At 68.6% G+C, this 12,325-nt stretch carries 13 protein-coding genes; 7 read left to right on the top strand and 6 right to left on the bottom strand.

Annotated features, from left to right (window positions below):
* The first annotated feature begins 44 nt into the window (after positions 1–44).
* From ACIBVN_RS12185 to ACIBVN_RS12155, 7 genes are all read left to right on the top strand, one after another.
* A complete protein-coding gene (locus ACIBVN_RS12185) occupies positions 45–674 on the top strand; it encodes a helix-turn-helix domain-containing protein (protein ID WP_397135440.1) in 630 nt (209 codons plus the stop codon).
* 81 nt (positions 675–755) lie between these two features.
* Positions 756–1,925: a homogentisate 1,2-dioxygenase gene (locus ACIBVN_RS12180; RefSeq protein WP_397135438.1), complete on the top strand. Its 1,170-nt coding sequence runs from the start codon at positions 756–758 to the stop codon at positions 1,923–1,925.
* Entirely contained in the window at positions 1,907–2,680 is a 774-nt protein-coding gene (locus ACIBVN_RS12175; protein WP_397135436.1) for a hypothetical protein, read from the top strand. The genes ACIBVN_RS12180 and ACIBVN_RS12175 overlap by 19 nt, the downstream gene beginning before the upstream one ends.
* A 64-nt stretch (positions 2,681–2,744) precedes the next feature.
* Positions 2,745–3,848, top strand: coding sequence for a fumarylacetoacetase (fahA, locus tag ACIBVN_RS12170; RefSeq protein WP_397135434.1), 1,104 nt, complete (start codon positions 2,745–2,747; stop codon positions 3,846–3,848).
* 73 nt (positions 3,849–3,921) lie between these two features.
* Positions 3,922–5,094 (top strand): Ig-like domain-containing protein, encoded by a 1,173-nt coding sequence (locus tag ACIBVN_RS12165; RefSeq protein ID WP_397135432.1) that lies wholly within the window; start codon positions 3,922–3,924, stop codon positions 5,092–5,094.
* Positions 5,095–5,166: 72 nt separating this feature from the next.
* Positions 5,167–5,598, top strand: coding sequence for an NfeD family protein (locus ACIBVN_RS12160; protein ID WP_397135430.1), 432 nt, complete (start codon positions 5,167–5,169; stop codon positions 5,596–5,598).
* Between the two features lie 3 nt (positions 5,599–5,601).
* Positions 5,602–6,678 (top strand): SPFH domain-containing protein, encoded by a 1,077-nt coding sequence (locus ACIBVN_RS12155; RefSeq protein WP_397135428.1) that lies wholly within the window; start codon positions 5,602–5,604, stop codon positions 6,676–6,678.
* A 51-nt stretch (positions 6,679–6,729) separates the two neighbouring features.
* Here the strand turns inward: ACIBVN_RS12155 and ACIBVN_RS12150 are convergent, their stop codons facing one another.
* The 6 genes from ACIBVN_RS12150 to ACIBVN_RS12125 all read right to left on the bottom strand — a co-directional run bounded on the left by ACIBVN_RS12150 (position 6,730) and on the right by ACIBVN_RS12125 (position 12,305).
* The gene (locus ACIBVN_RS12150; RefSeq protein WP_397135426.1) at positions 6,730–7,260 is read right to left on the bottom strand and encodes a hypothetical protein; all 531 of its coding nucleotides are present in this window, start codon (positions 7,258–7,260) and stop codon (positions 6,730–6,732) included.
* Positions 7,261–7,622: 362 nt separating this feature from the next.
* Positions 7,623–8,198: a hypothetical protein gene (locus ACIBVN_RS12145; RefSeq protein WP_397135424.1), complete on the bottom strand. Its 576-nt coding sequence runs from the start codon at positions 8,196–8,198 to the stop codon at positions 7,623–7,625.
* Positions 8,195–8,779, bottom strand: a complete 585-nt coding sequence (locus ACIBVN_RS12140) for an RNA polymerase sigma factor (RefSeq protein WP_397135422.1) — start codon at positions 8,777–8,779, stop codon at positions 8,195–8,197. Before ACIBVN_RS12140 ends, ACIBVN_RS12145 begins: the two co-directional genes overlap by 4 nt.
* A 411-nt stretch (positions 8,780–9,190) precedes the next feature.
* Entirely contained in the window at positions 9,191–10,360 is a 1,170-nt protein-coding gene (locus ACIBVN_RS12135) for a Gfo/Idh/MocA family protein (protein WP_397135420.1), read from the bottom strand.
* A gap of 23 nt (positions 10,361–10,383) precedes the next feature.
* The gene (locus ACIBVN_RS12130; RefSeq protein ID WP_397135418.1) at positions 10,384–11,382 is read right to left on the bottom strand and encodes a hypothetical protein; all 999 of its coding nucleotides are present in this window, start codon (positions 11,380–11,382) and stop codon (positions 10,384–10,386) included.
* 11 nt (positions 11,383–11,393) lie between these two features.
* Positions 11,394–12,305, bottom strand: coding sequence for an ABC transporter permease (locus ACIBVN_RS12125; RefSeq protein ID WP_397135416.1), 912 nt, complete (start codon positions 12,303–12,305; stop codon positions 11,394–11,396).
* Positions 12,306–12,325 lie beyond the last annotated feature (20 nt).

Here is a 12,325-nt window from a genome sequence, read left to right as displayed (position 1 = left end):
GCTATGTACCCCGTGTATTCACTGCGTCACAGATAATCGGTCGCATGGCCGCTGAATCCGCTCAGACCCTGGAACGCGGGCTCCGCCTGCTCAGACTGCTCGCCGACGGCAAGGGCGGTCGCACGCCCACGGAGCTGAGCGCCGAGCTGTCGCTGAGCCGTCCCGTGGTGTACCGGCTGCTGACGACGCTGATGAGCGAGGGGTTCGTCCGCAGGGACGCCGAGGGGCGGGTGCATCTGGGCTTCGGGGTGCTGGTGCTGGCGCAGGCGGTGCAGCCGCTGCTGCGGGCGGCTGCCGTGCCGACGTTGCGGCGGCTGGCCGAGGACGTGGGCGCGACCGCGCACCTGACCGTGGCCGAGGGCGAGGACGGGCTGGCCGTGGCGGTGGTGGAGCCGTCCTGGACCGACATGCACGTGGCCTACCGCGAGGGCGCGCGCCATCCGCTGACGAAAGGCGCGGCGGGGCAGGCGATCCTGGCTCTGCGCGAGGGGCGTGACGACTACTTCACGTCGGAGGGGCAGTTGCAGGAAGGGGCGCGGGGCGTCGCCGCGCCCGTCACCGGCTTGCCCTGGTTGGAGGCGTCGGTGGGGGTGGTGACGTTCGGACCGCTGGAGGAGTCCACGGGCTCTCGGGTGGTCGCCGCCGCCGCCGAGCTGACCGCCGCGCTGGGTTGACATCTCCAGACCGATGGCGGACGGTTGTTACACATAAAGGACACTTCCGTCCGGTTAACGGACATTTCTTCGGAGGTAGGGATGCCGTACTACCGCGTCGTTGGGGAGGTGCCGCGCAAGCGGCACGTGCAGTTCAGGCGGCCGGACGGCGGTCTCTACGCCGAGGAGCTGATGGGCGAGGAGGGCTTCTCGTCCGACTCCTCGCTGCTCTACCACCGCCACCTGCCGACCGCGATCATCAAGGCGGAGTCGGTCACGCCCACGGCGGAGACGCGGCTGGAGCCCAACCTGCCGCTTTCGCCGCGCCATTTCCGCACGCAGGAGCTGTCCAGCGCGGGCGACCTGGTCAAGGGGCGCATGCTGCTGGCGGGCAACGGCGACGTCCGATTGTCGTACGCCACCAGCGACCGGGCGAGCGAGCTCTACCGCAACTCGATGGGCGACGAGTGCGTCTACGTGCAGGGCGGCCGGGTCAGGTTCGAGTCCACGTACGGCGTGATCGAGGCCGGGGAGGGCGACTACATCGTCATCCCGACCGGCACGATCCACCGCTGGGTGCCGGACGGCCAGGTCAGCGTGCTGGCCATCGAGGCGGGCGGGCACATCAGGCCGCCCAAGCGCTACCTGTCGCAGTACGGGCAGTTCCTCGAGCACGCCCCCTACTGCGAGCGCGACCTGCGCGCACCGGCCGAGCCCCTCCTCGTCGAGGGCGAGGAGGTGCCGGTGCTGGTGCGCACGCGTGGCGGGCTGAGCAGGCTGGTCTACCGCAACCACCCGTTCGACGTGGTGGGCTGGGACGGCTACCTCTACCCGTTCGCGTTCAACATCGACGACTTCGAGCCGATCGTGAAGAAGACGCACGCGCCGCCGCCCGTCCACCAGACGTTCGAGGGGCCGGGGTTCGTGGTGTGCTCGTTCTGCCCGCGGCCGCTCGACTTCCATCCCGAGTCCGTGCCGATCCCGTACAACCACCACAACGTGGACTCCGACGAGTTCATGTTCTACGTGGGCGGCGACTACTCCGCGCGCAAGGGCTCGGGCATCGACGTCGGCTCGATCTCGCTGCATCCCGCCGGGTTCACGCACGGGCCGCAGCCGGGGGCGGTCGAGGCGGTGATCGACGCGGTCTCCCGCGGCGTCACGACGACGAGCGAGAAGGCCGTCATGGTGGACACGTTCCGCCCGCTCGACCTGGGCCAGGGCGCGCTGTCCTGCGAGGACCCCGGCTACGCGTGGACGTGGTCACGATGAACGTCTACACGGCACTGGTGGACGACGCGGGGCTGTTCCCGCCGACGTCCCTGCACATGGACGAGGCGCTGGCCCGCAACCGGCGCGATCTGGAGCGGGGCAGCTCCGTGCTCACGCACCGCTTCCTCTGCCCGGCCAGCCGGCTGCACCGGCTGCGCGACATGGAGTACCGGCCGCGGCGGATCGGGCTCATCGTGGACCAGGAGGAGGTGCCCGGCTTCGACGACCTGCCCGTGGACTTCGTGGAGGCCGCGCTGCCGGACGGCATGACGGTCGACCGGCTGGCGCGGGGGCTCGGGCTGCCGGCGAGCGTGCGGCTCTTCGTGGAGGTGCCGCCTGGGAAGCTGGGCGTCGACGTGCCCGAGGGCGTGGGGCTGAAGGTGCGCTGCGGCGGGCTGACGGCGGAGGCGTTCCCGCCGGCGGAGCATCTCGCCGCGTTCATCAGGTTCTGCGTCGAGCACGACATCCCGTTCAAGGCCACGGCCGGGCTGCACCACGCCGTACGCCACTTCGACCCCTCGCTCGGCGTCGACCGGCACGGCTTCCTGAACCTGGTGCTGGCGGTCTGCGAGGCCGTGGACGGGCGCGACCCCGTGCCCGTGCTGCGCACGACCGACGTCGGCCACATCGTGCGGCTCGCGCAGTCCGTACAGGACGACACCGCGAAACGGGCGCGGCAGCTGCTGGTGAGCTACGGCTCATGCAGCACCAGCATCCCCGTCGAGGACCTGCGCACACTGGGGCTGATCACGTGAACGAGCGAAGCGAGAGAACCAATGGACACAGCACCTTTGTCACAGGACCGACGAAGGAGGGCCTGTGACTTTCGGAGTGGACAATCTTCCTTACGCGGTCTTCTCGCGCCCCGGTGAGGCGCCCCGGGTGGGCGTGCGGTACGGCGACCAGGTGCTCGACCTGGCGCCCGCCCTGCACGACGAGGTCTTCAACGCCCCCTCGCTCAACCCGTTCATGGCACGCGGGCGCGGGGCCTGGCACGACACCAGGGCGCTCATCCAGAACAAGCTCACCGGCGACACCTCGATGACGGAACGGCACCTGGTCCCGCTGGAGCAGGTGCGGCTGCACCTGCCGTTCGAGGTGGCCGACTACGTCGACTTCTACTGCTCGATCGACCACGCGAGCAACATCGGCCAGATCTTCCGGCCCGGCACCGAGCCGCTGCAGCCGAACTGGCGGCACCTGCCCGTCGGCTACCACGGCAGGGCGGGCACGGTCGTCGTGTCGGGCACGCCGGTCAAGCGCCCGCAGGGGCAGCTCGGACCGGGGGTGTTCGGGCCGTGCGCGAAGCTGGACATCGAGGCGGAGCTGGGGTTCGTGGTCGGCGCGCCGACCACGCTCGGCTCGCCCGCCGGGGCTTTCGAGGACCACGTGTTCGGGGTGACGCTGGTCAACGACTGGAGCGCGCGCGACATCCAGGCGTGGGAGTACGTGCCGCTCGGGCCGTTCCTCGGCAAGTCCTTCGCCACGTCGATCTCGCCGTGGATCACGCCGCTGGAGGCGCTGCCCAGGATCCCCGGCCGTGCCCAGGATCCCCCGCCGGTGGACTACCTGCGCAGGCAGGGCGACTGGGGGCTGGACATCTCACTCGAAGTCCTGCTCAACGGGGAGGTCGTGTCGCGGCCTCCGTACTCGAGCATGTACTGGACGCCCGACCAGATGCTCGCGCACATGACGGTGAACGGGGCCTCGCTGCGTACCGGAGACCTGTTCGCCAGCGGCACAATCTCGGGGCCCTCGCCGGGCGAGCGCGGCTCGCTCATCGAACTGACCTGGAACGGGAGCGAGCCGCTCAAGCTCGCGAGCGGCGAGACCCGCTCGTTCCTCGAGGACGGGGACACGGTGACCATCCGGGCCACCGCCGGTGACCTGACATTGGGAGAAGTTTCCGGAACAATCGCATAAGTGACTCAACGTGCTTGCCTGCTGACTCACCGCTACCCTGGGATCGACCCTCCCTCGGACGCACAGGAGTGACATGCGGCAGGCGGTGCTGACTTGTGTCACCTTCCTTCTCCTGGTCAGCGGCTGCACGTCCGTGACGGCCGAGACGCCGCTCTCGCCTCCGGTCGTGCAGGTCTCGCCGGCCTTCGACGCCAAGCGCGCCCGCACCGACCGGGGCCTGGTGGTCAGGGCGCTCGGCGGCACGCTCAGCCGGGTGCTGGTCTTCGAGGGCGGGGCGCAGGTGCCTGGCCGGCTCGACGGCTCCCGTACGGTCTGGCGCTCCGCCTGGACGCTCAAACCCGCGGCCGAATACACGGTGACCGCCACGGCCGCAGGCGTCCGCGGCCCGGCCACGGTGGCCATGGGCCGCTTCCGCACCCGCGCGGTCGCGCGTGGCTTCCAGGTGGCCTCGACGACACCGCTGCCGGGCGAGACGGTCGGCACCGGCATGCCGGTCATCGTCGACTTCGACACTCCGATAGCGGACAAGGCGGCCGTCGAGCGGACGCTGGAGGTCAAGGCGGAGAGCCCGGTCGAGGGCGCGTGGCGGTGGACCAGCGACACCCAGGTGGTCTACCGCCCCCGCCGGTTCTGGACTCCGCACCAGCAGGTCACGGTCACCGCGCATCTGGCGGGCGCACGCGCGGGCGCGGGCCGCTACGGCGCCGCCGACTCCACTTTCGCCTTCACCGTCGGCCGCGCGCAGACCAGCTCGATCGACACCAGGACCCACCAGATGCTCGTCCGCCGCGACGGCGTGATCGTGCAGCGGATGCCCATCAGCGCGGGCATGGCCACCACCCCCGAATACACCACGACCAGCGGCATCCACCTGACCATGGACAAGGGCAACCCGGTCCGCATGATTTCCCCAGGGCGGGTCAAAGGCGATCCCGGCTATTACGACCTGATGATCGACCATGCGGTGCGCATTTCCAACAGCGGCGAATACGTGCACGCCAAAGACAATGTGTGGGCGCAGGGCCGGGCAAACGTCAGCCACGGCTGCATCAATTCCAGGCCCGACCAGGCGGCTTGGTTCTACCGGAGCTCGCTGCGCGGCGACCCGGTCACGATCACCGGCACCGACCGCGAGCTCGAATGGAACAACGGATGGGGCTTCTGGCAGCTGCCGTGGGAGAAATGGCGGCAGGGAAGCGCCTTACTCGACGCCGATCGCGCAAGTGACCGGGTGCCGCAGGGATGATTCCAGGATTACGGTAGAGAGGGGGGAACCACTAGCGGACACAGGCCCGTTGTCCCATCAGGAGGGCCGGACATGGATGACTGGATCATCTGGGTAATCCTCGCGGTAGTCCTCGGCGTGGCCGAGCTGTTCACCCTCACGGCCTCGCTCGGGCTGCTGGGCGCGGCCGCGCTCCTGACCGCGCTCACCGCGGCCATCGGATTGCCCATCCCCCTGCAGTTGCTGTGCTTCGCCGTCTCGTCCGCGGCCGGCCTGCTGGTGCTCAGGCCGATCGCGATGCGCCACATCAGGCAGCCGCAGCTGCAGCGGTTCGGCGTGGAAGCACTGGTCGGCAAGCCCGCCTACGTCGTCTCTGAGGTGACGGGCCGCGACGGTCGCGTACGCATCGGGGGCGAGGAATGGTCGGCGCGCGCCTACGACGAGACGCTGGTGATCCCCGAGGGGGCGACCGTCGACATCATCGAGATCGAAGGGGCGACAGCCCTCGTCTATCCCCGGGAGTGACACATGGATCCGCTGTTGCTGGTCGGACTGCTGATCATACTTTTCGCCGTGTTCACCGTGCTCAAGGCCGTGCGGATCGTCCCGCAGGCGCGGGCGCGCAACGTCGAGCGGCTCGGCCGCTACCACCGCACGCTCAAGCCGGGTCTCAACTTCGTCATCCCGTACATCGACCGCGTCTACCCCATGATCGACCTGCGCGAACAGGTCGTCTCCTTCCGCCCGCAGCCCGTCATCACCGAGGACAACCTCGTCGTCGAGATCGACACGGTCCTCTACTTCCAGGTCACCGACCCGCGGGCGGCGGCGTACGAGATCGCCAACTACATCCAGGCCGTCGAGCAGCTGACCGTCACCACACTGCGTAACGTGGTCGGCTCCATGGACCTGGAGAAGACCCTGACCTCGCGTGACACCATCAACAGCCAGCTACGCGGCGTGCTCGACGAGGCCACCGGCAAGTGGGGCATCCGCGTCAACCGCGTCGAGATCAAGGCCATCGACCCGCCCAAGACCATCAAGGACGCGATGGAGAAGCAGATGCGGGCCGAACGCGACAAGCGCGCCGCGATCCTCACCGCCGAGGGCCAGCGACAGTCGCAGATCCTCACGGCACAAGGTGACAAGCAGAGCCGCATCCTGCGCGCCGAGGGCCAGCGCACGGCGGCCATCCTCGAGGCCGAGGGCCAGTCCCGCGCCATCGACCAGGTCTTCCAGGCGGTCCACCGCAACGACCCCGACCCCAAGCTGCTGGCGTACCAGTACCTGCAGGTGCTGCCGCAGCTCGCGCAGGGCGACGGCAACACGTTCTGGGTGATCCCGAGCGAGGTCACTTCGGCGCTGCAGGGTGTCTCGAAGGCGTTCACGGAGGCGCTGCCGCGGTCGGCGGCGACGCGCGAGGAGGTGCCCGAGACGTCGCAGACGGACGAGGAGGTGCTCAAGGCCTCGGAGGCGGCCGCCGAGGCGGTCGCGGACGCCCAGGAGGCGGAGAGCCCCAGGGGGCCGCGCCAGCTCACCGAGGGCGCCCAGGAGCCGTCACCGTTCCCGGAGCTCGACCGGGAACGCAAGGAGGCCGAGCGCTGACCCTTTCCCGGCGGACGGCAGGTCAGTTGAGGAGTGAGCCGTCCGCCGGGATCAGCAGGCGATCTCGTAGATGTGACCCACTTGGGCCTGCTGATTACTCTCCCGGGCGCGGCAGGCCAGTTTGACCGCGGCATCGGCGATGACGATGTCGCGATTCACCGGCGGGATGTCATCGCCCATCTCGGTGCGCAACCACTCCGAGATTTCGGCCCAGGAGTAGAGGCTGATGTTGTCGGCCTCGATCAGCGGCTTCGGGAAACCACCGGGACCGCGCTGCCCCGTGGCGAGCTGCCGCAGGCTGGCCTGCGTGCGCCCCCCGTGGCGGCGCGCCGCGTCCCCCAGCGTCACCCCGTCGTCCTCTCCGACGCCGGTCGCCCAGAGACCCGGGACTGTCCTGATCTGGATGAGAACGGATTCGATCGCGTCCATCAGGCTCTCCGCCTCACGGTCGCACATGACGTAGCTGTTGCCGTCTCTGAAGCCCGATATGGAGCAGTCGTCCAGACCTGCTTCGTAGAGGGCGTCCAACTCGTCATCGGTGGGCGCTCGATTCAGAGTGATGCGGAAGTCCCACGTGATCATGACGTCTCCTCGTTCTTTGCGCACTCCGCGTGCTCCTCGATCCATCGGAAAATGCGCTTCGCGTGGTTGCCCGGGTTACGCGGCGTGCACCAGATTGGTTGCGGACCCACGCCACAGGCGCACTCGATCCGTCCCCAGCGGTGCCCGTTGTGGGTTTCCACAACGGTGAACCACTCGATCTCACGGATCGCTCTGAGGGCCGCGTTGATCTCGTTGTGTTGATGTCTTCCTCGACTGACCATGTTCCAAGCTTGCAACAGTGTTACACAATTAGAACGGCAATTCCAACCCTGGAGCCCTGACTAACGACAACGGCGCCCGCCGCACACGAGCGTGCCGCCGGGCGCCGTCGTTTCGCCGGGTCAGTGCGACAGCGGCGCCTCCGTGGTGTCCACGAGCTCGCACTCCGCGATCGGGTCCTGGCCGACGGCGGCCCAGATGCCCGCCACGATGCCCCCACGGTCGTTCTCCGAGACGCTGAACTCCAGCACCCCCGTCTGGCCAGGGCCGATCACGCTCGGGTCGATGACGAAGCCCGGCTTCGAGCCCTCAGGAGCTGGGAAGACCGACAGCCGTGCCTCCTCCTTACTGAGGAAGTGGCTGCTGCGCGGCTGCGGGCTGCACTTCTTGCCGTAGGGGATGTAGTTCACCACCACGTTCGCCCCCATGGCCCGCAGGTCCGCCTGGAGCTTGTCCGGATCCTTGGCCTCTCGGATGCCGATGTGGATGAGGCCGTCGGGACCCTTGGTGACGGCGTACGCGGGGGCGCCGCCGAAGAGCAGCGGTACGGCCACCGCGGCGGCAGCCGCCAGCCCCGCGAGGGGGGCCAGGACGGCGAGGCGCTTCCGCGTGGGCTTGCGATCGATCTCGGTCATCACGAACTCCTTGAGCAGTCGGTGACGGCCCTCGGGAAGATCGCGTTCGGCCGGCCAGTTCATCGGATCTCCTCCTTCTTCTCGGGGCCGAGGTCACCTACTACCTGTCTGTTCGCCGGGGGTGGTTCCGTGGCGAGCTTCTTCCTGGCCCGCGACAACCGGGACTTCACGGTGCCCACCGGGACGCCGAGCGCCTCCGCCGCCTGGGCATAGTCGAGCCCGGCCATGACGCACAGCGCGAACACGTCCTGCTCCTGGCGGCGCAGCCGCCCGTACGCCTCCCGCACCGCCGCCATGCGCTCGGCGTCGTCGATGCGGCCCACGACCTCGTCGGCGAAGTCCGGCACCTCTTCGCCCCGCGGCAGCCGGGCCAGGGCGTCGTCGTGCCTGCGGGCGGCCCGGCGCACGTTCCGGGCGACGTTGGTGGCGATGCCGAGGAGCCAGGGCCGCAGGGACCCGCCCTCGGGGTCGATCCGGCCCCGTAACCGCCAGGCCTCCAGGAACGTCAGCGCCATCACGTCCTCGGCCGTGGACCAGTTGGCGGTCAGGCGGAAGGCATGGTTGTAGACGGATTTCGCGTAGTCGTCGAAGAGCTCGCCGAACGCCGCCTTGTCTCCGTCACGTATACGGGCACGTATCGACATATCCACATCTGTCTACTGTCCGCAGGGCCGGGCCGGGTTCCGCGTCCTCAGCCCGGCGTGGCGGTTGAGGAACGGCACCACGTCCTCGATGGCTCTGGCGTGCCAGTCGGGGATCCGCACCTCAGGAGGCCATCAACCGTGGAATGCGGCGGATCTCGTCGAGCTCCGAGATAGCGCCGAGCTCCGGGAAGGTGAGCTCCCACACCGCTCGGTAGATCGGGTCAAGCCGCCACCACAAGTCGAACCAGTGGCCGATCAGGAGCGTGTGATTGAGCAGGCCGACGATGTCTTCGCGGGTCGGGGAAGGGGGGAGGACGGTCTCGGCGTATTTCCCGTGACCCAGGTGGCAGATCCTCGAAGGTGGTCACCTCCCGGCCCTTCCCGAGACATCTCTCCCCCAGCGTATCCCGGTCAGCCCTGCCCGGCGTCGAAGTACGCGGCCAGCTCCGGATCCAGCGGCGGCACGTCGTACGGCATGCCGCCGTCCCGCAGTGACATCGTGGCCATGTAGCCCGCCGCCACGCTCATCCTGGCCGCCACCGGAGAGGTGTCCGTCGCGCCGCCGTCCCGGACGAACCGGCAGAACTCCGCCATGATCTGCGGGTCCGCGCCCCCGTGCGACCCCTCCGCGAGCGGCACCTTGTACGCGATGTCGCAGTCGTCCCGGTAGGCCGTGGGGCCCGTGTTCCACACCTTGACCGTGTCCCCCGGCCCGTCGCCGAAGTTCTCCAGGCGGCCCTCCGTGCCGATGACCGTGTAGTTGCGCATGTAGTCGGGCGTGAAGTGGCACTGCTGGTACGCCGCGATGACACCGTTGTCGAGCCGCATGTTCATGACCGACACGTCCTCGACGTCCACGATGTGGTGCAGGCCGGTGCGCGAGGCCGGCGGCCACTCGTACTCCTGCAGCCACCCGTCGGGCCGCGGCGTGCCGGGCGCGCGGCGCGGCAGGTCGCCGTAGACCATGAGGTCGCCGAAGGCGTTCACCCTGGTCGTGTAGCCGCCGGCGAGCCAGTGGATCACGTCCAGGTCGTGCGCCGCCTTCTGCAGCAGCAGGCCCGTGGTGCGGGTGCGGTCGGCGTGCCAGTCCTTGAAGTAGTAGTCGCCGCCGTACGACACGAAGTGGCGCACCCAGACGGTCTTCGGCTCGCCGATGACGCCCTTGCGGATGATGTCGCGCATGAGGCGTACCACGCCCATGTGGCGCATGTTGTGCCCCACGTACAGGCGGGTCCCGGTTTCGTGGGCGGCGCGCAGGATGTTGTCGCAGCCCTCCACCGTGATCGCCATCGGCTTCTCCACGTAGACGGGCTTCCCTGCTCGGAGGCAGTCGATCGCGATGGCCTCGTGGGTGTCGTCGGGGGTGTTGACGACGATCGCGTCGAGGTCGCGCCGGTCGAGCAGCTCGCGGTAGTCCCCCGTCAGGAACTCCGCCTCGAACCTCCCGGCCTGCCGTTTGAGCGCCGCCGGGTCGGAGTCGCACAGGGCGGTCACGATCGAGCCCCTGCCCGGCCGGTGCGCGTGCAGGGCGAGGCTCGTCCGCAGGCCGAGGCCGATGACGCCGATGCGCAGGTCTTCCACTGGTGTCCTCTCAAGAGAAATGATCAACCTTTGGCGATGGAGGCCTCGTACTCGGCCCGCATCGCCTCGCCGCCCCTGCTCAGCCACTTCTTCACGAACGCGGGCCAGTCCGACAGCGGCTTGCGGCCGGTGACGATGTCCACGACCATGTCCGAGCCCATGGTGCTGAGCTCGCCGTTCTTCTGCGTGTAGGTGTCGGAGAAATGGCCGGTCGTGACGCGTTGCTGGAGCATCGGCGCGACCTTGGTCTCGAAGTCGTGGATCAGCTTGGTCTGCTCGGGCTGGCCGGGCAGGAAGAGCGCGGAGGGCGAGCCGATCACGAACGAGATCGGCTGGAGCGTGGTGGGCACCTCGGCCCTGCCCTTGTCGGTGAGGCTCAGATCGCCGTCCTTCTTGGTGAAATGGGTGCCCTCCACGCCGAAGTTGACGAGCTGGTACTCCTCGGTGCCGAACGGCGCCGCCATGTAGTTCAGCACGCCCAGCAGCGTCTCGATGCGCTTGGGGTCGACCTTCTTGCTGATCGAGGTGAAGCCCACCGAGCCGAGGCCCGCGTTGTAGACCGGCCTGGACGACGGGGTGGCGGCGAAGGGCACGATGAGCGACTGGTAGGTGTCGATCATCCCGAGTTCCTTGACCATGAGGTAGCTGGGGATCATGCCCGGCGTGAACAGGAACGTGGCCAGCACCATCAGCAGGATCGGCCTGCCGCCGAGCATGCCGCGCCGCGACAGCGCGTACCCGAGGAAGACCGTGCAGATGAGGCTGAGCGCGGTGCCGGTGACCGTGATGCCGATGCTGATCAGCACCGATCTGGTGACCGCGCCGCCGGACAGGATCAGCTCGTACGCCTCGAAGGTCGGGTGGGACGGCCACAACACGTAGCTGCCGCCGTTGGCGATGCTCTCCGCGCGGCTCATCAGGCTGGTCCCGACGGCCAGCCCGAACGGGTACAGCACGGCCAGCGTGATCGCGGCCAGCACCACGAACTTGAGCGTGCGCCCCGCGATCGTCGGGCGCTCCATCCACGGCGGCCTCATCGATAGATCCCCTGCTCTCCGAAGCGGTGCGCGAGCTTGTTCGCCGCGTAGATCAGCGCCGCGCCGATGAGGCCCTTCATGAGGCCGGCGGCGGTGCTCATGCCCCAGTCGCCGTCGCGGATGCCGTGGTAGTAGACGTACGTGTCGATCACCTCGGCGGCGCCCGCGCCCACGGCTTCGCGCTGCAGGACCATCTGCTCGAAGCCGACGGACAGGATGTCGCCCAGGCGCAGGATGAGCATCATGAGGACGACCGAGCGGATACCGGGCAGCGTGACGTGCCACAGGCGGCGCTTCCAGTCGGCGCCGTCGATCGCGGCGGCCTCGTAATGGCTCATGTCGATGGCGGTGATCGCGGCGAGGAAGATGATCGTTCCCCAGCCGCAGTCCTTCCAGATCACCTGAGCCGTCACGAGGAGCTTGAACGTGTCCGGGTTCGACATCAGGTTGCCGATGGTGATCCCGTGCGCGTTCAGGAACGTGCTGACCGTCCCCGCACCCCCGATGACCTGCTGGAACATCGCGACCACGACCACCCACGAGAGGAAGTGCGGCAGGTAGACGACGGTCTGGACGAAGCGCTTGATCCGGTGGCCGACGAGCGAGTTCAGCAGGAGCGCGAGCGCGATCGGGGCCGGGAAGTAGAGGACGAGCTGCAGCACGGTGATCTGCAGGGTGTTGCCGACCGCGCTCCAGAACTCCGGCTCCTCCAGCAGCATCACGAAGTTGTCCAGCCCCACCCACGGGCTGTCCGCGATGCCGAGGAACGGCGCGTAGTCCTTGAAGGCGATCACGTTGCCCAGCAGGGGAACGTAGAAGAACGCTGCGAAATACAGGATGCCGGGCAGGCACAGCACCAGCAGCGTCCAGTCGCGCCTCAGCCGCTCGAGCAGGGGAACAGCGGCCACGCTCACCTCCAGTCCGTACG

It is taken from the genome of Nonomuraea sp. NPDC049400, from assembly GCF_044466425.1.
Taxonomy (GTDB): domain Bacteria; phylum Actinomycetota; class Actinomycetes; order Streptosporangiales; family Streptosporangiaceae; genus Nonomuraea.
The sequence above is the reverse complement of the archived record's forward strand: the minus strand, read 5'-3'. Positions and strand labels throughout refer to the sequence as shown.